This is a genomic window from Croceicoccus estronivorus (genome assembly GCF_001625325.1).
GTDB lineage: Bacteria > Pseudomonadota > Alphaproteobacteria > Sphingomonadales > Sphingomonadaceae > Caenibius > Caenibius estronivorus.
Window position 1 is genome coordinate 19,078 of the sequence record NZ_JRQQ01000004.1, and the last position, 22,932, is coordinate 42,009.

At 59.0% G+C, this 22,932-nt stretch carries 17 protein-coding genes; 8 read left to right on the forward strand and 9 right to left on the reverse strand.

What is annotated here, in order from left to right; all coding sequences use genetic code 11:
- Positions 1-65: 65 nt before the first annotated feature.
- A complete protein-coding gene (locus tag MB02_RS07770) occupies positions 66-965 on the reverse strand; it encodes a Coq4 family protein (protein WP_082826059.1) in 900 nt (299 codons plus the stop codon).
- A gap of 12 nt (positions 966-977) precedes the next feature.
- Positions 978-2,732, reverse strand: a complete 1,755-nt coding sequence (locus MB02_RS07775; protein WP_170304673.1) for an N-acyl-D-amino-acid deacylase family protein — start codon at positions 2,730-2,732, stop codon at positions 978-980.
- A gap of 316 nt (positions 2,733-3,048) precedes the next feature.
- Between MB02_RS07775 and MB02_RS07780 the strand changes: the two genes are divergently transcribed.
- The 4 genes from MB02_RS07780 (at position 3,049) to MB02_RS07795 (ending at position 11,014) form a co-directional block, all read left to right on the forward strand.
- On the forward strand, positions 3,049-4,878 hold the full coding sequence (locus tag MB02_RS07780) for a sensor domain-containing diguanylate cyclase (protein WP_067535355.1): 1,830 nt from the start codon (positions 3,049-3,051) through the stop codon (positions 4,876-4,878).
- 349 nt (positions 4,879-5,227) lie between these two features.
- Positions 5,228-6,415 (forward strand): efflux RND transporter periplasmic adaptor subunit, encoded by a 1,188-nt coding sequence (locus MB02_RS07785; protein WP_067535164.1) that lies wholly within the window; start codon positions 5,228-5,230, stop codon positions 6,413-6,415.
- Between the two features lie 7 nt (positions 6,416-6,422).
- The gene (locus MB02_RS07790) at positions 6,423-9,626 is read left to right on the forward strand and encodes an efflux RND transporter permease subunit (RefSeq protein WP_067535167.1); all 3,204 of its coding nucleotides are present in this window, start codon (positions 6,423-6,425) and stop codon (positions 9,624-9,626) included.
- On the forward strand, positions 9,623-11,014 hold the full coding sequence (locus tag MB02_RS07795; protein ID WP_067535172.1) for an efflux transporter outer membrane subunit: 1,392 nt from the start codon (positions 9,623-9,625) through the stop codon (positions 11,012-11,014). Before MB02_RS07790 ends, MB02_RS07795 begins: the two co-directional genes overlap by 4 nt.
- Positions 11,015-11,056: 42 nt before the next feature.
- Here MB02_RS07795 and MB02_RS07800 read toward each other — a convergent pair whose 3' ends face one another.
- The 7 genes from MB02_RS07800 to MB02_RS07830 all read right to left on the reverse strand — a co-directional run bounded on the left by MB02_RS07800 (position 11,057) and on the right by MB02_RS07830 (position 17,940).
- Positions 11,057-12,010: an FAD:protein FMN transferase gene (locus MB02_RS07800; RefSeq protein ID WP_156495456.1), complete on the reverse strand. Its 954-nt coding sequence runs from the start codon at positions 12,008-12,010 to the stop codon at positions 11,057-11,059.
- Between the two features lie 50 nt (positions 12,011-12,060).
- On the reverse strand, positions 12,061-12,873 hold the full coding sequence (locus MB02_RS07805) for a DUF4198 domain-containing protein (protein WP_067535178.1): 813 nt from the start codon (positions 12,871-12,873) through the stop codon (positions 12,061-12,063).
- Between the two features lie 14 nt (positions 12,874-12,887).
- Complete coding sequence (locus MB02_RS07810; protein WP_067535181.1) at positions 12,888-13,394, reverse strand: DUF2271 domain-containing protein; 507 nt, start codon at positions 13,392-13,394, stop codon at positions 12,888-12,890.
- A gap of 9 nt (positions 13,395-13,403) precedes the next feature.
- Positions 13,404-14,093, reverse strand: a complete 690-nt coding sequence (locus MB02_RS07815; protein WP_082826060.1) for a PepSY-associated TM helix domain-containing protein — start codon at positions 14,091-14,093, stop codon at positions 13,404-13,406.
- Between the two features lie 4 nt (positions 14,094-14,097).
- Positions 14,098-14,892 (reverse strand): energy transducer TonB, encoded by a 795-nt coding sequence (locus MB02_RS07820; protein WP_235829461.1) that lies wholly within the window; start codon positions 14,890-14,892, stop codon positions 14,098-14,100.
- 53 nt (positions 14,893-14,945) lie between these two features.
- Positions 14,946-17,168 carry a TonB-dependent receptor gene (locus MB02_RS07825; protein ID WP_067535184.1) on the reverse strand — a complete coding sequence of 741 codons (2,223 nt, stop codon included), beginning with the start codon at positions 17,166-17,168 and terminating at the stop codon, positions 14,946-14,948.
- 88 nt (positions 17,169-17,256) lie between these two features.
- Positions 17,257-17,940 carry a Fe2+-dependent dioxygenase gene (locus tag MB02_RS07830; protein ID WP_067535187.1) on the reverse strand — a complete coding sequence of 228 codons (684 nt, stop codon included), beginning with the start codon at positions 17,938-17,940 and terminating at the stop codon, positions 17,257-17,259.
- A 145-nt stretch (positions 17,941-18,085) separates the two neighbouring features.
- Here MB02_RS07830 and MB02_RS07835 point away from each other — a divergent pair, with 145 nt between their 5' ends.
- The 4 genes from MB02_RS07835 to MB02_RS07850 all read left to right on the forward strand — a co-directional run bounded on the left by MB02_RS07835 (position 18,086) and on the right by MB02_RS07850 (position 22,850).
- The gene (locus tag MB02_RS07835; protein ID WP_067535190.1) at positions 18,086-18,730 is read left to right on the forward strand and encodes a TetR/AcrR family transcriptional regulator; all 645 of its coding nucleotides are present in this window, start codon (positions 18,086-18,088) and stop codon (positions 18,728-18,730) included.
- An 18-nt stretch (positions 18,731-18,748) separates the two neighbouring features.
- Positions 18,749-19,246 (forward strand): carboxymuconolactone decarboxylase family protein, encoded by a 498-nt coding sequence (locus MB02_RS07840; protein WP_067535193.1) that lies wholly within the window; start codon positions 18,749-18,751, stop codon positions 19,244-19,246.
- On the forward strand, positions 19,236-19,763 hold the full coding sequence (locus tag MB02_RS07845; protein ID WP_067535196.1) for a carboxymuconolactone decarboxylase family protein: 528 nt from the start codon (positions 19,236-19,238) through the stop codon (positions 19,761-19,763). The genes MB02_RS07840 and MB02_RS07845 overlap by 11 nt, the downstream gene beginning before the upstream one ends.
- Positions 19,764-20,222: 459 nt before the next feature.
- The gene (locus tag MB02_RS07850) at positions 20,223-22,850 is read left to right on the forward strand and encodes an EAL domain-containing protein (protein WP_067535200.1); all 2,628 of its coding nucleotides are present in this window, start codon (positions 20,223-20,225) and stop codon (positions 22,848-22,850) included.
- The last annotated feature ends 82 nt before the right edge of the window (positions 22,851-22,932 follow it).

A 22,932-nucleotide genomic window follows, 5' to 3' on the forward strand; every position in this document is an offset into this window, starting at 1 on the left:
CTTGATGTTGCGACGCCCGAGCCTCGCCTTCCCCCAAGTATGGGCGAGGCCGTTGTGGCCTGGCTTCAGCCTAGCAGCAGGTGATCGTCAGTAGCCCATGCCTGGCCCGGACCGCGGGTAAAGCCGAGATCGGCGGCGATATCGGCCATCTGCCAGTCGAGATAATCCTCCCAATTGACGATATGGAGTGGCTTGCGCAGTGCGCGCCCGGCTTCGATGCCAAGCTGGGTCGCTTCCAGCAGTCGGGGCATGCCCGCGGGATAATGGAGCGAACTGCGCATCAGGTTGGCTGAGGCGAGGAAATATGGCGAACGGGAAATATGGGCCGCGAGGTCGGGGCTGAAATAAAGGGCGTTGGACGTGACGTTCATCATGATGAGGGCGTGTTCACCCGCAATGTTCGGGCCGAACCCCGTGACCATATGCTGGATGTCATGGCATTCGCCCGCCCGCTTCATCAGATATTCGAGGTCGTTGGCAGGCTGCATGCCCTTGTCCATGAACTCCAGGTCGTAGCCGGACGAAATCATGAAATCCCGGATCGCTGCACCCAGCGTTCCATCCGCGTAATGGCCCATCGTGCGGGGATCGTACTGTGTCGTCCGCCGTTCTTCCAGCCAGGCGGCGAAGTCGGGCTTCTTGAGCTTTTCGATTTCGATCAGCTTTGCCCATTCGGCATAGTCGGCGACATCGTCTATCGCGCGCGACATGTCGGGAATGTCATAGGTGACCGCAATGTCATCGCCCATCTTGCGAAGGGACATGCGGCTGAATGCGTGGACGAATAACGGACTGTTGAGGAAGCGGGAGGTGGACATGGGCAGGCTGCCTTCCACCGCCGGGCGGTCGCCCCGCATGTATGCGGCTTCCGCGGGGGTCATTCCCCCGCGTTTGCGCACGAGAGGGGCCTCGCTATTGCTGGTTTCAGTTTCGGCCGGTTTCGATTTGAGGTCTTGATCGGACATGACGGGCTTCCTTCATTCAGCCGCTTGGGCGTAAGGGGCAGGTTCTGCTGGGTCGGTGGTAATGTACTCGCCGGGGAACTTGCCGGTGAACTCGCCCCGCACGAACGTTGCAGTGCCGTTGACCAGCGTCAGACGGACCGGGGCAGGCTTGCGGCTGTACCGATATGTGCAGCCGCCTTCGCCATCGGGCACGTCATAGGATTTGAATTCCGGACGCCGTTCGATCTCGTCGAGATCGAATACGGTGATGTCGGCTTTCTTGCCGACTTCCAGCGTGCCCCGTTCCGCCAGCAGATTGAAATGCTCCGCGATTCGGCCGGTTAGCAGGTGGACGCCCTGTTCGATCGTCAGTTTTTTCCTGTCGCGGACATAGCGGGTCAGTAACAGGACATTGTCACCAATCCCGCAGAACATCTTGCCATGGGCGCCTGCGTCGGAAATGTTCCCCACTGCCTTGGGATCGTGGAGCAGGTAATCCATTGCCTCTTCGTTCTTGGCCGCTTCTTCCATCCGCAAATTGGAATGGATGCCATTCTCGATCACCCAATCCGCCAACGCGTCGGATGGATGGCCATAGCCATTTTCTTCCATGAACTGGCGCAGGCTGATGCCGGTCGGTCCGGCATCGGTTTCGCTGTCGAACAGCTCGAATGCGTCGGGGCTCTTGGCGCGCGATACGTCGCGAATGCCGTCCCAGGATTGCCGGGCGCGTTCGCGCCATGCGGGATCGGCCAGCAAGGCGAGCTTTTCCTCTTCGGTCTTGGCCTCGATGATTTCGTGCCAGACATAGTTGTTGGTCTGCGCCCAGACGAGCGAATTGACGAAGCCCACCAGTGTTGTTGATGCGACATGGTGGTAGCCTGCCCACATATCGAGACCGGCGGCCTTGCGAGCTTCGTGCAGTGCTTTCGCGCCGTCGAACAGGCGGGCCTGATATGCCAGGTTGGGGACTGCTCCGGCAAGCTGGACGCGGATATCGCGACCTTCGACGAGCCGTTCGATCTTGGCCATCGATTCCGCAGCATCGACGCGCATGACGTAATCGACGATCACCTGCAACTGGCGGCCTGGATACCGCTCCAGAACGTCGAGCAGCGCGGACCATTCGGCATCGTCGGCCTTCTTCGTCGGAATCGGCCGGTCCTTGCCGTCATTGTCCAGCAGGTTCGAAGACATGCCGATTGCGCCGGCCGCTAGTGCGTCGTCGAGCAGCACACACATCTTTTCGATTTCGTCCGGCGTGGCTGCGCGATCCCACGCTTCCGGCCCCATTACGGCAAGACGGATGGCAATATGTCCGACATAGGCCGCGAAATTCACTGGCAGCTTGACGTTACGCTTCAACGAAGCGCGATATTCGCTCCACTTGTTCCAGTCCCATGGCAGCCGGTTGAGAAAGGGTTTTTCCGGAATATCCTCGAAGAAAGAGAATATCTGGACCATTTCCTTGCGCACGGCCGCATCCTGATGGACAGGTGCCGCGGTGAAGCCGCAGTTGCCGTTGACCGACGTCGTAACACCATAGCCGGGCATCGGCTCCATCGCGGGCATCCACCACATCGGGCCGTCGAAATGGTTGTGCGTTTCCATGAAGCCGGGCGTTACATAGCAACCGGAAGCGTCGATCACCTGTTCGCGCTCACGCCGGTCGAGACCGGGTGCGATTTCGGTGATGATTTCACCTGCGACACGAACGTCCGCTTTGTATGCAGGGCGGCCAGTCCCGTCCACGACTGTGCCGTTCTTGATCAAAAAGCCTCTCTTCACGGGGCCTCTCCTCGTCTTGTTGTTCTTGTCGCATGCCTGGCAGTCGCCAGCTTTGCCGACTCGTTATTTGTATAACATACGAATATTATGCTGGGGACCCTGTCAAGCGACGGGCGTGCCGCTGTTGCGTGCTAAACGTCGGGGAATCCGGGTATGCGGAAAATCATGCACAATCGGGGGTTGTGCAGTTGGGCGTGCTGACATCGCAAGTTCCCGGCGTTCCGGACACTGGAACAGGCTCTGCTGCTGCGGCACCTTCGGCTTGCGGTTGGTCATTGTTAACCTTTTTGTCGCGGTTGTTGGGCACAATGCAGCGATGCGTTTGGCAACAATCACAAACTGGGCCTATGGCGCGACAGTAGCGCTTACTCTTATATCCGGAACGACCATGATCATGGCGTCGAACGCGCAGGAGCGGGAACGCACTGCGGTCGAACAGCGCCATGTTCTCAACAAGGTGACGTCCCGGCTAGGCGCTAATCTCTATGCGCTGACGAATGAAGCGCGGCAGTACGTCAACACGGGCGATCCGAGTTACAGGATCGTCTATCGCCGGGAACTCGCCGACCTCGGTTCTGTGGAGGACCGCATCCGTCACATCGGTGACGCCGGGGCGAGCGCCAGCGAACTCAATAGTCTCAAGGAAGCGGTTCACTGGGCCGATACCCTGCATGATGAGCAGGCTGCGGCCCTCGCTGCGTACGAGGAAGGCAATGAAGCGCAGGCTCGCCGCATCCTTTTCGGTGCGGAATATGAAAGGGAACTCGACCGCGTCGAGGTGCTTATCGGCCGTTTTCAGGACCAGCTCGACCGGCGCACGGGGGAAAAGGTCCGGGATGCCACAGAAAGCGCGAAGTTATGGAAAACGGCGTCCGAGATCGTGCTTGGATTGACGGGTTTCCTGTTCCTTTGCGTCTTGTATTTCGTGTTTCGGCAACGGGTGTTGCGACCGGTCGTGAAGTTGAGCGACGTCGTCAGCCGGCTTGCGGCCCAGGACTATGCCGTTGAGCCGCCGGAACTGAAGCAGATCGACGAAATCGGCGACATGGCCCAGGCCATCCGGGTGTTCAGGGAGAATGGCCTTGAGCGGCAACGGCTCGCGGCGGAACGCGATGCCGACCGCACGATCCGCGACCTTCTGTCCCGGATGACCCAACGTATGCAGGGCTGCGATACGCTGGACGATATGACGGGAGTGATCCGGCGGTTCGTGCCGGAGATCGCCCCGGATCGGGCAGGCAGGCTCTATTTGATCGACAAGCGTCGCAACGCGCTGGTCGAGATATGCAACTGGATGGATCCCGGCCACTCGGAACCCGAATTTCCGCCTTCTGCCTGTTGGGCCCTGAGGCGTGGCCTGCCGCATCGTCCGAGTGGGGGAAATGTCGATGTGCCTTGCCCCCATCTTGGGCTTGAAGGGGAAGAATTGCCCAACACGCTGTGTCTGCCACTCACGGCGCAGCGGGAAACACTGGGGCTGCTTTATTTCGAGACTCGGGCCGACCAGCCGGCGGACCATTTGACGGCGGAAATCTACCTGCACATGCTGGCGGAAAATATCAGCCTTGCCCTGGCCAATCTGGGACTGAGAGATGCCTTGCACGAAATGGCCATGGCCGATCCCCTCACCGGGCTGTCCAATCGTCGTCAGCTCGACATCGTGCTTGAAAAGCGTCTGGTGGGCGCTGGCCACATAGATGGCCCGTTGAGCTGTCTCATGATCGACGTGGATCACTTCAAACGTTTCAACGACGTATTTGGCCATGACGCCGGGGATGCCGTCCTGCGAGAAGTGGGCAAGGTTCTGCGTGGCCACACGCGAGAGCCCGAACTGGCCTTCCGTTATGGCGGCGAGGAGTTTCTGCTGCTGTTGCCCGGCCTTGATGCCGAGAGGGCAGCCGACCGTGCAGAGGATATCCGCAAGCATGTCGGCGATCTGCGTATCAGCCATTCTGGTGAAGAGCTTGGCGTGATCAGTGTCTCCATCGGGGTAGCCAGCGTGCCCGAACATTGCGAGATCGACCGGCTAGTGCAGACTGCTGATGCGGCACTGCTGTACGCAAAAGCCCACGGTCGCGATCGCGTGGAAGTTTCCGCGACGCGCAAGGGAGACCGGGCATCCGCGAAGGCACGAGCGATAGTCTAGGCCGGGCAGCTTACTGATACCACACGGCTGGCAGAGGCGTTCTGTCCATGGCGGCATTTTGGTCGGGCAAGCATTTCTATACCGCTCTCAACTTAATTCTGTTCCCCCGGTGGATGCACTGTTGCGTGAAGGAGGCTTGCAAGTGTGCCGAAGCGTCAGGTTTTCTGCCCCCTCGGAGACCGTGAACCGGGGCGAATGCTGTGGGTTGCCGCATTCCGGGCTGCGGCGACCTGGGACGCTTTCCCACCGCAGAAAATGTCACAAATTGTCATAGTTGCATTTGGTTGGTTGCCAGTGGCCATGGGGGCTGTAATGGGCAGGATAATCCAGATCGTGACCCGCGCTGAACATGTTTCCAAAACACATCTCCAAGGGCCTGCTCCTCCTGCCGCTGCTTCTGGCCGCGATTGCGGCCTGTTCGGATAATGGCAGCCAGAACGCCCAAGGGCAGGTGAAGGAAGTCGGCTATGTCACGGTCAAACCACAGGCTGTCCCGGTAGAGACAACGCTTGGCGGCAGAGTGGTGGCATACGCCACCAGTGAAGTACGGCCCCAGATTACCGGTGTTATCCGCCGCCGATATTTTACGGAAGGCGGTTACGTACGCGCCGGCCAGCCATTGTTCCAGATTGATCCCAGCCTTTATCGCGCTGCCGTGAACGAGGCGTCTGCCGATCTGGCAAGTGCCGAGGCAAGCGCTGCGGCGGCTTCTGCCAAGGCGGATCGGTTCCGGCCACTGGCGGACATGGAAGCGATAGCGAAGCAGGATTATACCGACGCGGAAGCGCAGGCGAGAATGGCCAAAGCGGCGGTTGCTCAGAAGCGCGCGGCATTGGAAACGGCGCGGATCAACATGCGCTTTACCACAGTGCCAGCCCCGATCAGCGGGCGCATCGGCCGTTCGCTGTTTACGATGGGGGCGCTGGTCAGTGCCGGGCAATCCGATCCGCTCGCCGTGATTCAGAGCATCGATCCCGTCTATGTGGATATGCAGCAGTCGAGTGCCGATCTGACCAGGTTGCGAAACGGCTTCGGCTCCAAAGGCCTGACCGGGGGCAGTGCCGCCGTGCACCTCAAGCTTGAGGATGGCACCAGTTACGATCAGACCGGACGGGTCGAATTTTCCGAAGTGACTGTCGATCAATCGACTGGCACGGTTACTCTTCGGGCGCGGTTCCCCAATCCGGACGGGGTATTGCTGCCTGGCATGTTCGTCACGGCAGTGTTCGACCAGGCGATCAACCCGAATGCCTATCTCGTTCCTCAGGCGGCGCTGCAGCGCGATTTCGACGGTTCTGCGTTCGTCTTCATCGCGGGGAAGGATAGCAAGGCATATCGGCGGAAGGTGAATGCAGAGCGGACTGTCGGCCCGAATTGGGTAGTGACGGAAGGCCTCAAGACGGGTGAGCGGATCATCACCGAAGGAATCAGCGGTCTGGTTCAGGGCGCAGCCATCAAGCCTGTAGCCGCAAGCAAGCAGAAAAAGCCGGATACCTCGCCACCGCCCAAGGAAGCGTCTGCGAAAGCGGACGACTGAGTAACCGATGTCGCGGATCTTTGTAGATCGTCCGATTTTCGCCTGGGTCATTGCGATTATCGTTATGCTGGTAGGGCTGGCCGCATGGCATGCTCTCCCGGTGGATCGCTATCCGGATATTGCCCCGGTCCAGGTCAATGTCCGTGCAACCTATCCTGGTGCTTCCGCGGAAACGGTTGAGAACAGCGTTACGCAGATTCTCGAACAGCAGCTGACCGGAATTGACGGGCTGCTGTATTTCAGCTCGCAATCGAGTGCCACTGGCTCGGCGTCGATTTCGGTTGTGTTCGCCAAGGGCACGGATCCGGACATTGCGCAAGTTCAGGTCCAGAACAAGATCGAGTCCGCGATCTCGCGCCTGCCGCAGAGCGTCCAGAACCAGGGCGTGAGAGTCAGCAAATCGACACCGGATTTTCTGCTGCTGATCGCCATATATGACAAGACGGGGCAGCGCGCGGACGGTGAGATTTCCGATTACCTGGCCTCCTATGTGCAAGATCCGCTTTCACGTGTGTCGGGCGTCGGCGATGTGAACGTATTCGGTTCGGCGCATGCCATGCGGATCTGGCTGAATCCGCAGCGTCTGGCCGCTATGCATCTGATGCCGGGCGATGTGATCTCGGCGATTCAAAGCCAGAATGTCCAGGTGGCCGCAGGCCAGATCGGGGGACTGCCCGCGCCCGAGGGGCAAATGCTCAATGCGACAGTGAATGCCCAGTCGCAGCTCGAGACGCCGGAACAGTTCGAACAGATCGTGGTCAAGACTCTGGAGGACGGCTCGGTCGTCCGTATTCGGGATGTTGCCCGGGTAGAGATCGGCGCAGAAAACTATTCGACCATCCGCCGGATGAACGGTCTTCCGGCAGCGGGTATTGCGATCTCGCTCTCCCCCGGCGCGGACGCCCTCAAGACAGCGGAACTTGTGAAGGCGGAATTGAGCCGCCTGGCACGGAGCTTCCCCGACGGGCTGGCCTATTCCTATGCCAGCGACAACACGGAATTCATCAATCTGTCGATCGAGGAAGTCCAGAAATCCTTGCTGGAGGCGATCGCGCTGGTGGTGATCGTGATGTTCGTCTTCCTGCAAAGCTGGCGGGCGACCTTGATCCCGGCCATCGCGGTGCCGGTGGTGTTGCTGGGGACGCTCGGCGTGTTTTATGTCGCCGGGTTTTCGATCAATACGTTGACGATGTTCGGGCTCGTTCTGGCGATCGGGCTGCTGGTGGATGACGCCATTGTCGTCGTAGAAAATGTCGAACGGCTGATGGAAGAAAATCCCGGCATGAGTGCGCGGGATGCGACACTTCAGTCGATGAAGGAAATTCAGGTCGCGCTTGTCGCGATTGCGCTGGTCCTGTCCGCAGTATTTCTCCCGATGTCCTTTTTCGGCGGTTCGACGGGCGTCATCTACCGGCAGTTCTCGCTGACGATCATTTCCGCGATGGTGCTATCCGTTCTCGTCGCCCTTATCCTCAGCCCTGCGCTGACTGCGACCCTGCTGAAGCCAAGATTGCCCGAGGGAGAGGAAGCGCCGCCATCGCCATTTGCACGCCGTTTTCCCGCCTTGGTGGATTCCGTTCATCGTGTTCAGAACAGTTTCAACACCGGCTTTACAGCCTTCGTGGAAGGCTATCGTAATCTCGTCACCAAAGTGGTCGACCGCAAATGGCTGGCTTTGGGAGTGTATGGCGGGGTTCTGGTCGCCATGGGATTGCTGTTCGTGCGTTTGCCGGGCGGTTTTCTGCCCAATGAAGATCAGGGCATCATCCTGGTGCAGTTCCGCCTTCCCTCAGGGGCGACGCGGGAACGGACTGTCGAGGTGCAGCAGGCAGTCCAATCGTACTTCATGACGAAGGAGAAAAAGAACGCGGAAACCGTCTTCACGCTTGTTGGCGGCGGCGGGGGGAGCCCGACAGGGCAAAATTCCGGCCAGGGCTTCATCAGGTTCTACCCGTGGGATCAGAGACACGGTGAAGAAAACAGCGCGGAAGCGATTGCCGCGCGCGCGACCGAGGCGCTCCATTCGCTGCGGGATGCGCAGGTGTTCGCACTTGTTCCCGGTGCAATCAGGGGGCTGGGCAACAGTTCCGGTTTCACCATGCAGTTCCAGAATATCAGCGGGATGCCGGCCAAGCAGTTCGAAAACGAGCGAGACAGCCTTATTGCGGAGGCCAATGCGGACCCGCGCCTCACATCGGTACGCTTGAGCAATCTGCCGGATATTTCGCGGCTGAACATTGATATCGATACGCTCAAGGCGACTGCGCTTGGGCTCAAGCAAAGCGATATCAATTCCACGCTTTCGACAGCGTGGGGCGGGACTTACGTGAACGATTTCATCGATCGGGGCCGTGTTAAGCGGGTCTATGTCATGGGCGATGCGCCGTATCGTTCAAGCCCTGAGGACCTCAGCGAATGGTATGTGCGCAACGAAAGTGGAGGCATGGCCCCGCTGACTGCCTTTTCCCATGTGGACTGGAGCAGTGGGCCCAGCAGCACATCCCGATTCAACGGGGTGCCGGCATATGAAATCCAGGGTGAAGCTGCGTCGGGCACCAGTTCGGGGCAGGCCATGGATATCATGACGCAACTGGCCGCGAAATATCCGGGTGCGGGCGTCGCCTGGTCCGGGGGCTCTTATGAGGAGCGCCAGTCGTCCGGGCAGGCTCCACTGCTTTATGTACTTTCGCTGGTCGTCGTATTCCTGTGCCTTGCCGCCCTTTATGAAAGCTGGTCGATCCCGATAGCGGCGATCATGGTTATTCCTCTCGGACTGGTCGGAGCGATCTTCGCCGCCACCTTGCGGGGGTTGGAAAACGATGTGTTCCTCCAGATCGGCCTGCTGACCACCATGGGGCTGGCGACCAAGAATGCGATCCTGATAATCGAGTTCGCAGAAGCTGCCGAAAAGCGGGGGATGCGTGTCATCGACGCGGCGTTGGAAGCAGCTAGGATCAGGATCAGGCCAATCCTGATGACGAGCTTCGCTTTCGGTTTCGGCGTGCTGCCGTTGGCGCTTTCTTCCGGTGCCGGGGCCAACAGCCGGATTGCCATTGGCACTTCGGTGGTCGGCGGTATGCTGACCGCCACGGCGCTCGCGGTGTTCTATATCCCGCTGTTCTTCGTCATTGTCCGTCGGAGCGTGCGGGACAGCCTGAAAGCCGCCAAGGAGCGTTTCGGGACGAAGGAAGACGGGGAGGCGCAGGCATGAAGATGCGGACTCTCGTCGCCATTCTGCCGCCGCTTGCTCTGGCCGGGTGTTCGCTAGCGCCGCGCACCGATCTGCCGCCGCCGCCGGTGCCGCAATCCTGGCCGGTAGGCGACGCCTATCTCATGCAGAGTGAAGCGGCGCTGCCGGTCATATCCTATAGCGACATATTCCGCGATCCGGCATTGCGGGCGCTGGTCGAACTCGCGCTGGCAAACAATCGCGACTTGCGTGTCGCCGCTGCCAACGTCGCTGCCGCCAGAGCGCAGGCCAGAGCCACGCGAGCAGAGCTGTTTCCCGAAATCACTGTGGGTGGATCGGTCGAACACACCGACCGTTCCGGCGCGGAGCCTGAAACCAGCTACGCGGTGAGCGGTGGTGTTTCGAGTTTTGAACTCGATCTGTTTGGCAAGCTGGCAAATGCGTCTGAGGCAGAGCGAAATCGTGCGCTCGCAACCGAGGCGGCGGCGCGGGCTGTGCGTTTGGGGCTGGTGGCGGATCTCGTAAATGCGTGGGCCGGTTACGCCGCTGACCGCGATTTGCTGATCATAGCAGAGGAAACTGCGGCCAACGCGCGCGATAGTGTGCGCCTGACTCGTGCACGGCTGGAAGGCGGTGTCGCGCCGAGGACCGACCTGCGGCAGGCTGAGCAGATTCTCGCGAGCGCAGAAGGCGATATCGCACGGCAGAAAACCGCGCTGGCCCAGGATGAAAACCTTGTCCGTTTGCTGGTGGGGTCGGAGTTCGACACAAAGCTTCTTCCGACCGATATGGGGCAGGTTGTCGGCAACACGGAAGTCTTGCCTGCCGGGACAAATTCGCAGGTTTTGCTCCGCCGTCCGGACATCGTGCAGGCGGAATATTTGCTGCGAGCGGCCAATGCGGACATCGGCGCGGCGCGGGCCGCCCTTTTCCCGTCAATTTCCCTCACCGGGCTGCTCGGGTTTGCCAGCGATGCACTGGCGACCCTGTTCGACAGCGCGGCGTTCAGCAAGACGATCGGTGGGGCTGCCTCGCTGGCTATTTTCGACGGCGGGAAACGCAGTGCGAACATCGTCGCCGCGCAGGCCGATCGCGATGCGGCACTGGCGAATTACGAGGGTGCGATTCAGAACGCCTTTCGCGAAGTCGCCGATGCCCTTGCCGATCAAGGTACCGTTGGCGACCGGTTGAAAGCGGCGCAGGCATATCGAGAGGCAGCGGCGGACAACGCGATGCTGGCCGACGCGCGCTATCGCGGCGGAGTGGACAGCTATCTCGCCAATCTCGATGCCCAGCGCAGCCTGTTCGCCGCGCGGCAGGCAGAAGTTGCCGTGCAACTCGAAATGGTGCGCAATCGGGTTACTCTCTACCGGGTTCTGGGTGGCGATCAGGCCAGCCCAGCTAACTAGACCCCGGGCGCCTTATGGCGGCGTATGGGCAATCCCGCATTTCTATTCCAGCATTGCCGCCAATGTCGGTGTGATTTCCTCTGAGTGGCCACCGTCGCTTGATCGGATGATGCGAGCGGCGATGTCATGGCGTCGGGCGAACTCTCCTGCCCTGTCGCCAAGAGCGGTCAGCGCGGTTGCCAACGCGTCAGCGCGCATGGCGCTTGCCGTCAATACGGAGACGGAGACGACGTTGTTGCACAGAGGACGGCCAGTGCGTGGGTCAAGGCTGTGGCTGACGCGTGCACCGCCAATATCATGGAAACGGCGATAGTTGCCGCTTGTGGCGATGGCCATGTTGTACAAGGCTGCGCGGAACGGTGGCAAGGTTGCTCCGGGGGGATCTTCCAGTGCCACCCACCAGGGCTGCCCATCGGGTTTGACGCCTTGCCCGACCAGTTCCCCGCCCACATCCAACAGGAAGGCACCTATCCCGGCATTCCGGAGAACTGCCGCGGCCTGGTCCGCGCCAAAGCCTTTGGCGATGCCGGACAAGTCCAGATGCAAGCCGCCCGGCTGTCTCAGGCGGGCTTTGCCGCTATCAAAGTCCAGTTTGTCCCAACCCGATGCCGCAAGGGCGTCGGTGATGGCGGCATCATTTGGCAGTGACTGAATGGCTTTTGCACCGAAGCCCCAGATTTCGGTCACCCTGCCCAACGTGGGGTCGAAGGCACCGTCAGAAAGCCGTGCCATCGCCAGGGCTTCATCGATTACCTTGGCGAAATTGGGCGGAAGCATGTGCCAACTTCCCGCAAGGGCGCGATTGAAACGGGAAAGATCGGAATCCCGCTCCCATTGACTCATCTCAGCGACGACCCTGTCGAGAGCGGCCTGAATGGCCCGGGTCAGGACATTACTCTGTTCCGGTGCCGCAAGGGCGGCGAGGGCCGACCATGTGGTTCCCATGGTTCGGCCGCCCAGGCGCGCAACTTCCCCTTTTGCGGGGGCATCACGCATCGCGGCGGAAATGTCCGCCGGGATGGCGATGCGGATGTTCCCGGCTGTACTCAGGGTGTCATGACCTCCAGTGTGGAGACATAGCCCAGCCGCCTCTCGGTAGCGCCAGGGATCGTGGAATTACCGTCTTCGGCTTCTGCTTCGAGCCAGTACATTCCGGGTTGCGGCCAGGTAATGGAGACTTCTCCTGCCGCATTCGTTTCGAGAGCGATCTGGTCGAGCGAATTGCGATAACGACTGCCGCCGGGGGTGACGACGACTTTCAGGCCCGCGGCCGGTTGGCCATCAATGATGAAACGGAACAGGGCCGGTTCACCTGCGACGAGATCGTTGGGGTGCGTGACCGGCAGGAATTCCAACCCTTTTCCGCTAGGTTTGAAAACCGTTTCGGTGGGGGCCCCAAGCGTCACGAATGTCTCGTTGCGCATGGCGTTTTCGCTGATCTGTACGTCGGTCGCACCAGCGGGGATGAGGCTCTCGAGCTGGTCGGCGCTAGCCCCTCGGGGCAGGCGCTGCTGCTTGCCGTCCAGAGTATAGCGACCGAAGATGCCTTTGCGTTCAAAGCCGATCTTCCATGTCCCCTGCTGATCGAGATGGACGTCGAAAGTCGAACGATAATGGCCTGTATTCTGGTTCTCCAGCTCGGCTTCGCTGCCGTCCGGACGCCATACCTGCATATTGTCGAGCCGGAGCGCATTGTGATTGAAATAGAACAGATCATTGGAAACTGCGGCATCGACTGTAACCCAGCTCTCATCGCCGGACAGCACGGTCGATGACGGCAGGATCCACGCGTTGTGGGCCTGAACCGCGGCAGGCAAAGACAGCAGCGCCGCTGCGGCTAATGCGATACGGAATTTCATGGGCCTGTATCCTTTCAGGGCTTAACGGTTGCGATGACGGCGCCTAGTTCGCTCTTGCCTTCGGCGCGGGCGGTGGCGGAACGCTTGCTGCCCAGAGTGATGGGCATGCGGACCGTTTCGCGTCCGCCGACTTCGCGGGCAGCTTCGACGACGAGTTGATAATCACCTGCGGCCAGCCCCTTCAGGCTGCTGGAGGGAACTGTCAGGCGTTGCGGGCCGGGTGCGCGGGTGGCGCCTGTCACACCGTCAATCTGGGCGGAACGGCCGCCTTTGCGCCACCAGGTGCGCAAGTCGCTCAGCCACTTGCGGCCTTCGTTGTTTCGCATGTCATGATCATACCAGACGGCGAGAGTGCGAATGCTCGGCATGCCGGGCTTTTCAAGCCAGATGGCGACATAGGGGCGATGATATTCGGCGACCGACAGGCGCGGAACATTGACAGTTATATCCAACGATTCCGCTGCCGCGGGCGTTGTATAAGAGGCCAGACCGGCCAGTGCGAAAAGAACGGTAACGCGCATGGGAATCTCTCAGTGAATGAAGAACATGGCAAGCAGGAGGGGGATAACGAACCCGAGGCCGGTCACCGGCCAGGTAAGCGGCCGGTTGCGGGCATGCATGAAAAGCAGGATGAATCCGGTCAGTGTGAACAAGGTGGCGACGACGACGAACAGATCGATGAACCAGCTCCAGACCCCACCAGTGTTGCGCCCTTTGTGCAGGTCGTTGAAGTAGGCGATCCAACCGCGATCCGTTCTCTCGTAGGCGATCGCGCCGCTGACGCGGTCGATGCTGATCCAGGCATCTCCACCGGGGCGAGGCATGGGGAGATAGGCTTCCTGTTCAGTCCATTCGGCAGGTGCGGCAGGCAAGGTGATTCCAAGAAGGCTACCGGCCTCGCGGCGAACATCGGATGGAAGCGGGGCATTCTGCCCGTCCTCGAACGGGGCCAGCATTTTGAGAGCTTCTGGATCGAGCTGGGCTTCAAGGTGTGTGACCTTCGGTTCCGCCTCGATATCTGCGGCGTGATTCAAGGTGAAACCGGTGAGTGTGAACAGCAGCATGCCAACCAGCGCAAGCGCTGAACTGATCCAGTGCCAGCTGTGAAGCTGCCTGACCCAGAAGCCTCGCGTCTTGCGTTTTTTGGGCTTGGCGGCGGTTGACGGGGACGGGCCATCAACGCGACGCGCGCTCCGCAGATTGCGATTTCCGTCGTTCATATCTTCAACTCAGAAAGAAGCTGACCGGCACGAGGACCCAGGCTGCGACTGCCCGGCCCGCCTGCTTTGCAGGCAGGAAATGCCAGCGGCGAACTGTCTTCAGCGCAGCCTGATCCAGTCGGTCGAATCCGCTCGACTGTTCTACCTTGATGTCTCCGGCATTCCCTTGCGGGGTGACCAGAACCTTCAGCAGAACAACCCCTTCTTCCCGCTGGCGGCGCGATAGGTAGGGATATTGCGGGCCAGGATTCTTGAGCTGTGCAGCGGAAAAGTCGGGCGGAGTTACAGGCGCGGGTGGCGCCGGGGGGGCAGGCGGAGCCTCGACCGCGACCGCAGGTGGCAGGGAAACTTCCGCCGGTGCAGCGGTCGCTACCGTGGACAACTGAATCGGCGCGCGGGGTGCAGTTGTTTGCGTGGGTAATTGCTTCTTCGGAACCGAAGGATCCACTGGCGCAGGTGGTGGAGGCGGTGGAGATGCGGGATGCACGTCGAAGACGGCCAACCGTTCCGGTGGAGGCGGTTTCACTGCAATCACCCCCATGCCCAACAGGACCGAGATGACCGCAATATGGATTGCGATGACAGCCAGAATGGCAGGCGTGTTTACGCCGCCTGACTGGTAACCTGTCGATGGAGTGTAAGTCTGATGCAGGGGAAGCTCGCCCGCCCGGTCTGCACCGGTCTGCCGGAAAACATCCATATCGATGGTTTCCGGAGACCAGGTGTGACCGACACCGGCAAGAGCCATATCTGGCTGGCTTGCCGGTGCGGAGGAGAGTCGGGAGAGTGCTTGGCCCATAGCCTTACATTCACGTCCCTAGAGGATATTGCAAGCTATTTGCATTATCCTATTCAGTATCTGGCAGTAAGAGTGAGCATAGCCTGACGGCCGGCTGCCGGTTGCGCGAAGTGCGGATTGCGCAGCTTCGTGATGTACCGCTTGTCGCCGATATTCTGGACATTCAGTCTGACTGAGAAGTGGTCATTGATGTCGTATGCCGCATTTGCATCGAACCTGACGTAGCCATCAGCCTTGATGAGGTTTGCCCCGTCGGCATAACGCTTTGAGGCTGCGTAAGCGCCGCCTCCGATGCTGAGCTTGGGCGTAACCTGCACGTTAACTGTGGACGCGAAGTTGTGAACCGGGGCGTTGGGCAGGCGATTGCCCGGATAGTCCGTCGAACTGTTCGGATCATCGCTCAATTTGCTGTCGACATAGGTATATCCGATCATCATCGAAACCGGACCGACCTGGCCGGTCGCGCCGAGTTCGAAGCCCTGGATCCGGGCCTTGTCGAAGGTGTCGGTTACGACATCGTCATCAGTGCTGATAATATTGCTGCGATTGACGCGATAGAGCGCGCCTTCGAGCCGCAATTGGCCTTCAAACAGCTCGACCTTGGCCCCGATTTCCCAGTTTTCCGTCGTTTGGGGCTTGTAGAACGCGTCGTTGTCGTTGCCGATGTTTTCGGATCCCTCACCCACTGTCGTTCCCGGCGGCGTTTTGGAGTCTGCATAGGAGAAGTAGATGCTGGAGTTTTCTGACGGCTTGTAGATGATGCCGCCCTGCCATGACCAGAAATCGGACTTGTTCTTGGCGGAATAGCAGCTGCGGCCACAACCCGCGCCTTCGGCGGAGAACTTCGTCCAACGCACACCGCCGTTCACAAGCAGTTGCGGGACAATAGTGATCGTGTCGAATGCATAGATGCTGAATTCTTCGGCCTTTGCCGTTGAAGGCGATGCGCTGGGCGTGATCGTGCCGACCCAGGGATCTGATGGATCTGGGTTGTAGAGGTCGGTGCAGTTGAAGTCTGCAAGACCCGCAGTCGCGCAATCGTCACCCGTGCCGAAGCGATAGTTCCCGGTATCGACGCTGTAGTTGCGGTTGCGCGATTTGGAGTGTCCGTACTCAAAACCAATCGAGCTGCTGTGCTTGATCGATCCGGTTTCGAATTCGGCAGCAAGGTTGGTGTTGCTGATCCAGCTCTTGTTCGTCGAGTTGCGGCTCTTGGTGTTCCGCCAGACATAGCCATTGGCTACGTTCCCCGCGCTGTCGTCGGGATTGGTGACGATGTAGTTGTTACGCGTCGAACTGTAGCGCGTGGTATTGGACAGAGTCAGGCCACTGCCAAGCTCGGCTGAAAACAGGAATTCGCCCGAGTCGATTTTCGTTTTCTTGAAGTCGCGGTCGAGCAGGCCATAGAAGTTGTCGTAGTCGACATCGGCGGGTTCACGTACGCCGCCGGGCAGTTGGTTGCGCGAGGTCAGCGGAATGCCGTAATCGGGCATGCTATCGGTTTCGTAGTGGTAGTAGTTGAATGACGCGCTGACAGGCGTGCCGGCACCCCATGTGATCGAGGGAGAAATGCCCCACCGGTCGTCATAAACCGAATCCCGGCCCGCCACGTCGGCGTCATGATACATCCCGACTACGCGCACGGAGAGATTTTCAGCGATTTCCGCGTTGACGTCACCCGTAATGCGGATGAGATCGCTGGTGCCGCCCGTAACCTGAGCAGTGGCAAAGTTGCCCTGGCGGGCCACTTTCGACACGATGTTGATCGCGCCTGCCGCTGTTCCGCGGCCGCCGAGTGCGCTGTTCGGGCCCTTGAATACCTCGATCTGTTCGACGGCGAAAGTTTCGCGCTGCTGGGAACCGATGTCGCGTGCACCATTGACGAATACCGAGCCGGTGCCGTCGACGCCGCGGATCAAGGGAATGTCGGCGCTTGCAACACCGCCTTCGCCAGCGCCGAGCGTGATACCAGGAACGGTGCGGAGGGCGTCCTCGAAGCTGAAGGATGCTGAATCCTGCAGCACTTCGTTGGTGATGACACTAACGGTTCGCGGTGTGTCGAGCAGCGGGGCAGTTGCCTTGGGCGACTGCACGCGTTCGACCTTGTATGCGTCCTCGATTGCGGTGTCGGTGACAGTGACACCTTCAAGGCGAACCGCCTGGCCGGAGTTTTCCTGCGCCACGGCGGTACCGGAAAATGACGCTACGAAGCCAACGCAACCCATGGCGATGAAGTTGGCTGCGGACTGGCTGCCGCGTTTGCGGACTTGTGACATTGCAATTCCCCCCTTGTTTAGGTTCGGAGGGGGCTATTGCGACCGAATATCAAAAAGTCAATCCGTAATGAGAATCATTATCGCATAATTATGTATCGGCCCACTGGCGGAGGAGATTGTGGTAGAGATTCGTCAGTTCGAGCACGACGGGATCGTTTCCGCCCTTCTCCCCGGCCAGCGACTGAACAGCGCAATCGAGGCGATAGAGTTGTTCCCTTTCTCCATGGTCGCGCACCATGCTTTGTAACCAGAAGAAGGATGCGACTCGTTCACCGCGTGTGACGGGGGTGACGCGATGAAGGCTTGAGGCGGGGTAAAGGACCATGTCTCCGGCAGGTAATTTAACGCGGTGTTCGCCGAACAAATCCTCTACGATGAGCTCGCCGCCGTCGTAGTCGTCCGGTTCGGCCAGAAACAAGGTGCAGGAAAGATCGCTGCGGATGCGGAATTCCGTCCCTTCCAGTCTGCGGATGGCATTGTCGACATGATTGCCGAATTCCTGCCCCCCGGTGTAGCGGTTGAAAAGTGGAGGAAAGACTTTCAACGGCAGTGCAGCGGCTACAAACTGCGGTACGCGTCCCAGTGCTGAGATAACGAACTCTCCGGCATCGCGTGCGGCCTGGCCACCTTGCCTGAGTTGCAAATTGTTCTTGGCCAGTCGGGATTGATGGCCGGATGTCTCATTCCCGTCCAACCATTCCCCATCGTCGATGATGCTGCGACAGGCAGCAACCTCGGTCTTGGAAAGAACGTTCTCGATCCGGAGCATCATTGGGGCTTTTCCTTCTGTTGGAGGTGGAGCCTTAAGTTACGGGGAAGGTCATTCGCAACTGCCGTCTGTCACCAGGAGGCTCTGTTTCGTCAGATGCCCGGTTGACTGAGGCGAAGCTTTCAAATTACAGAATGGACATTCTGTAATGGCTCTTGCCAAGATATTCGGAGCAAGTGGAAGCATGTCAGGCCGTCCGGTCAGTTATCAGAGAGACGCAGTAGTCGATGGCGCCATGGTGGAATTCTGGTCGCGGGGGTTCGGGGCGAGCGATGTTGCGACACTGACGCAGGCAACCGGTCTGAACCGCCATAGCCTTTACAAGAGTTTCGCGGGAAAGAGGGGGCTCTTTCTCGATACGCTGCAACATTACATAGATGTGGTTGCCGTCGCATATGTCCGCGTATTGGAAGAAGGCAGCGGCCTTGATGACATCGTGGCCTATTTCGAACATGCCAGCAGGCAAAGGGAGTGCTTGGCTGAAACAGATGATCCCCCGGGCTTCGATCAGCGCGGCTGTTTTCTGGTGAACACGGCAATCGAATTGGGCCGAACGGATGCGGCAGTCGCCCGCTTGCTCGACGAATACTATGCAAGAATAGAACGGGCATTTGCAGGGCTCATTGTCCGAGGACAGCAGAGCGGTTCGATTCGTTCCGATCTCGATCCGGAAACGACTGCCCGGTGGCTGCGGGTCACAAGTCAGGGGCTGAGTGTTTCATCGCGGTTGGGTGCCATGCCGGTTGATATTGCAATGATCGTCCGCACCGCTCTCTCGCAGCCGAACAAATAACCAGACAGGAGGAAGAGGATGACCATACCGATTACCAGTGTCACGCTCGATCAATCACTATCCCGTGCGGGCCCCGCTGCCGCCAGCTTTGCGCGGCTATGGACCAGTCTGTGGGCGCAGGACCAATTGCCTCAGGGGCTATTGGAACTGTGCAGGCTGACATTCGCCCGGTTGCATCGCGATCAGGACGAATTGGCAGCATCCAATCCCTTAGCCGGTGAAAGGCCGGATATGGATGTTCTGAGCCGACTCGTGGCCGAAGACAAAGCGCATGACAGCCCGGCATTCACGGATGGCGAGAAAGCCGTTCTGCTGTTTGCCGAATATTACTGGACCGATACGCAGTCGATTCCCGATGAAGTCGCCGATCGGGTGAAAGCACACTTCGGTGATCCCGGTCTGGTTCTTTTGATTGAGGCGCTTGGCTGCATAGACGGTCGGATCCGCACCGCCCGTTGTCTGAGGGACATGGCTGCCAGCCGGAGCAAGATGGAGGAGGTCGCACATGTCGAATAAGCCGCACGTTACGGGCCCCGGTACGAATACCGGGAATGTCATTCGCGATAGCATGATGGGTCTGGTGCCCGGCACTGTATCGGAGATCATCGCGCTGAATGGTCATGTCTGGCGTGACAGCCTGGTTTCACCATCTCTGCTGGAAATCCTTCGCTTGCGAAATGCGCGAACGGTGAATTGCGTGTTCTGCAAATCGGTTCGCTATGATGTCGCCCGTGCTGATGGCCTGACGGAAGATCGTGTGGAACTGGTCGCCGATGGCTATGAAACCAGCGATCTCGCGCCGCGTGAAAAGGCGGCCATTGCGTTGGCCGATGCTTATCTGGGCTTTCCGGCCGGGATGGATGAAGAGACGGCTGGGCGTATTGCAGAACATTTCAGCGAGGACGAAATCGCCTCGATGATGGTCGCCTTGATGACTTACAATTTCACGTCGCGTGCTGCGGTCAGCAATGGTGGAATGCCGGAAGACCCGCTGCCGATTACGGAAATGCAAGTGGCGGTCGCGGGCGGATAATATTGACCGATCCGATCCGGCGGATTGCGTTCATTCGTATGCGCAATCCGCCGGATCAAGTGCTCGCATTGAACAGCCAAGTAGGCTTCCAAGCCCACCGATACTTGCTGCTGTTCGCGTCCGGAAAGTATATGATGGTTCCCGAGGCTCGCTATATTAATTTCAAATGTGGATAAAGATATTTTCGCGCGTACATTGCGCCAGTGTTTCTCTCCGAAATGCCCCATAAACCTCTGTGATTGCGTGATGGCAATGGGAAAAATGCGCATTTGCCACATGTGGATCCCTTATCGTCATGCATCTGAAATTTTTCGCTAATCACAAAATTGTCGGATGCGTTTTACGTCTAAAATAAAGAAGTGAATTCTCTAGGAAGAATTCGTTTACATTAATTGTGTCATATTAATCAAAAGGGGAAATGCACGAACAGGGGTCGCAGTGTGCGACTGGAGGCAATCGATGCCAGACAGAAAGAATTGGCTCTCGTATATCAATGCGGGATTTGCGGAAACCAACTGGTTTTCAGCCATCCGGATTCCGAGGCACAGTTCAGCGGATGAACTGTCTTACACGGCGCAGTGCATTGAAGTGCTGCGCCCCTTGCTTCCTCTCATGGGTGGGGCATCGTTTCTGTTCACGCTCATGTTGGTGGTGAAGAACTGGCCGGTCACCAATATAATCGGCGTGATCTGGACTGTAGCAAGTTTGTTCGTTTCGTCGTCGCTAATGAATGGCAGCTGGATTTTGGGCCGACGATTGCGCAACGATCAGATTCGGACAGCCAGAGTCGTCACTTTGGCTGTCGCAGCCACCGGGGTTCTTCTGGGGAGTGCATCGGGGGCCTTCGTCCATCCGGTAGGACTTACCCCCACACTTGGTTGTGTAATTATCGGCCTCGTGATTTTTGCGGCGTTCCCGCTGGCGCAAATCGTGTTCCTGGGCAGCTTTGCAGTTACTCAAATCACATACAGTCGAGAGCCATTGCCTCTCGGCGCGCTGGCGGTTCCGTTGTTTTTCTGCCTGGGGGCGATCTGGATTTCCGCGCATGTCCGCTTCACGCGGGCGAAGACGCGGATGGACCTGCACAAGGAGAGATTTGCCCGGATGTCGGAACTGGATGGCAGCTTCGTCTGGCAGGCAGACGTTGCTGGCAACCTGACTCAGGCGAGTGGAGAATTGTTCGCGACGCTCGGCGTGGGTCGGGACGCGTTGCTGCAACGCCCGATCTGGTCCCTCGTCGGGGCTGGGGTCAAGTGTGACAAGGAGCAGATGCGGGAAATTGCCTTCGGTACGGAAGTGCTGAAGAGGCATCACCACATGCAGGCGCCATTCGGTGAAGTGGTGATTTGCGCCCGTTCGAAGGATGGTATTCATCGGTTGTCGATATCCGGGCAGCCGCGATACGATTCCTCGGGTAACTTTGCGGGTTTCGTCGGTATCGGGCTCGATCTCACCGATTATTCTCGCAGCCAGGAGCGGCTTCTGGATGCGGCAGAGCGCGACGCATTGACGAAGCTGATGAACCGGGCCTGCTTCAACGAGAAGCTGGAACTGATGCTGTGCGGGCAACGTAGCGGCCGTGGCGCGACAGCCCTCCTGCTGATCGATCTCGACAAGTTCAAGCAGGCGAATGACACTCTTGGCCATCAGGTTGGCGATCAATTGTTGTGGCAGGTCGCCGAACGGCTGAAGATGTTCATCAACTCGACTGGCTTTGTCGGCCGGCTTGGCGGGGACGAGTTCGGCGTTGTCCTGCACGAGATTTCGGACCGCCACCGGCTGGATGGGCTGGCAGGCGAACTTGTCCGTAATCTGAGCGCGCCTTACGATATTTCCGGATTGCAGGTTTCCATCGGTGCGGCGATCGGGATTGCGGTTGGGCCGGAGCATGGGGATACGGTGGATGCACTGGTCCGAAATGCAGATCTTGCCCTCTATTCGGCAAAGGCCCGGGGCGGCTGCAAGCATCGCTTCTTCGACACGACGCTGTTGGACCATGCGCTGGAACGCAGGCAGCTGGAAATTGACCTTGGCAAGGCAATCGAAAACGGTGAATTGTCGGTTCAGTATCAGCCGATTATCGATGCCGCGACTGACAGACTATGCGGGTTTGAAGCGTTGGCCCGGTGGATTCACTCTGAACGGGGTGAGGTCGCTGCTGATGAATTTATTCCTCTGGCCGAGACTGCGGGCCTGATCGACCGGCTTGGTCAGTGGATATTGCGTGAAGCATGCGCGGAAGCCGCGCATTGGCCGGATCGTCTGGCGTTGGCAGTGAATATCTCTCCGGCTCAATTTGGCAGTCCGGGCCTGACAACCGCTATCGTGAGCAGCCTGGCCCAAAGCCAGTTGCCCCCGGAACGGCTGGAGATTGAAATTACCGAGAACATATTTCTCGGAGAATCTGAGACTACTCAGGCAATTCTGAGACAGGTTCATAACCTGGGCGTGAAATGGGTCATCGATGATTTCGGAACCGGATATTCGAGCCTGAAATATCTGCTCAAGGCACCGTTTTCGAAGATCAAGATCGATTGCGAATTCGTCAATGGGCTGTCTGTGCCGGACAGCCAGAAGCGCGCTATTGTCGGGACGATTATCGCATTAGCCAAGAGCATGGGCATGGCAACGACTGCCGAAGGCGTGGAATCGCTGAACGATCTCAAGCTGGTGAAAGAGCTTGGCTGCTCGCAGGTCCAAGGCTTTGTCTATGGCCCGACGCTGACAGCAACGGAAGCGCGTTCCTTCGCCAAGAACCGCCTGCCCATTCCTGCCGAAGGCTTTGAAATGACCCGGCGTGAACCGCGCATGGTCGTGTTGCGGAGTGCCGACATTCTTTGCGGGGGGACGGTTGTCCCCGGCACGGTGCGGAATGTATCCTCAAGTGGTGCCATGCTGGAGGCTGACGGGCCGGTTGCGGTCGGCAGCAGGGTCGAAATCCACATGGATCATGACAGCCCCCGGTCAGGTGTGATCCGCTGGGTGGATGGTATCCGTTTTGGAGTCCAGTTCGACGAAAGATATCCGAATGCGTTCCAGGCGGTTCGTCCGAACCGGGTGGGGCAGCCGAAGGCGGCCGCAGCCTAATTCCGGAAATTGATTATATATCTATCCCCATTTGGCCGTAGTGGTCGAAATATGGGGCATTACTCCGTTGAAATTATATCTA

What these genes read in the sequence shown, in the direction of transcription:
- MB02_RS07770 (WP_082826059.1), bottom strand. Translation starts at nt 965, where the DNA reads ATGTCCGATCAAGACCTCAAATCGAAACCGGCCGAAACTGAAACCAGC.
- MB02_RS07780 (WP_067535355.1), top strand. Translation starts at nt 3,049, where the DNA reads ATGCGTTTGGCAACAATCACAAACTGGGCCTATGGCGCGACAGTAGCG.
- MB02_RS07785 (WP_067535164.1), top strand. Translation starts at nt 5,228, where the DNA reads ATGTTTCCAAAACACATCTCCAAGGGCCTGCTCCTCCTGCCGCTGCTT.
- MB02_RS07790 (WP_067535167.1), top strand. Translation starts at nt 6,423, where the DNA reads ATGTCGCGGATCTTTGTAGATCGTCCGATTTTCGCCTGGGTCATTGCG.
- MB02_RS07795 (WP_067535172.1), top strand. Translation starts at nt 9,623, where the DNA reads ATGAAGATGCGGACTCTCGTCGCCATTCTGCCGCCGCTTGCTCTGGCC.
- MB02_RS07800 (WP_156495456.1), bottom strand. Translation starts at nt 12,010, where the DNA reads ATGCGTGATGCCCCCGCAAAAGGGGAAGTTGCGCGCCTGGGCGGCCGA.
- MB02_RS07805 (WP_067535178.1), bottom strand. Translation starts at nt 12,873, where the DNA reads ATGAAATTCCGTATCGCATTAGCCGCAGCGGCGCTGCTGTCTTTGCCT.
- MB02_RS07810 (WP_067535181.1), bottom strand. Translation starts at nt 13,394, where the DNA reads ATGCGCGTTACCGTTCTTTTCGCACTGGCCGGTCTGGCCTCTTATACA.
- MB02_RS07815 (WP_082826060.1), bottom strand. Translation starts at nt 14,093, where the DNA reads ATGAACGACGGAAATCGCAATCTGCGGAGCGCGCGTCGCGTTGATGGC.
- MB02_RS07820 (WP_235829461.1), bottom strand. Translation starts at nt 14,892, where the DNA reads ATGGGCCAAGCACTCTCCCGACTCTCCTCCGCACCGGCAAGCCAGCCA.
- MB02_RS07825 (WP_067535184.1), bottom strand. Translation starts at nt 17,168, where the DNA reads ATGTCACAAGTCCGCAAACGCGGCAGCCAGTCCGCAGCCAACTTCATC.
- MB02_RS07830 (WP_067535187.1), bottom strand. Translation starts at nt 17,940, where the DNA reads ATGATGCTCCGGATCGAGAACGTTCTTTCCAAGACCGAGGTTGCTGCC.
- MB02_RS07835 (WP_067535190.1), top strand. Translation starts at nt 18,086, where the DNA reads ATGGCTCTTGCCAAGATATTCGGAGCAAGTGGAAGCATGTCAGGCCGT.
- MB02_RS07840 (WP_067535193.1), top strand. Translation starts at nt 18,749, where the DNA reads ATGACCATACCGATTACCAGTGTCACGCTCGATCAATCACTATCCCGT.
- MB02_RS07845 (WP_067535196.1), top strand. Translation starts at nt 19,236, where the DNA reads ATGTCGAATAAGCCGCACGTTACGGGCCCCGGTACGAATACCGGGAAT.
- MB02_RS07850 (WP_067535200.1), top strand. Translation starts at nt 20,223, where the DNA reads ATGCCAGACAGAAAGAATTGGCTCTCGTATATCAATGCGGGATTTGCG.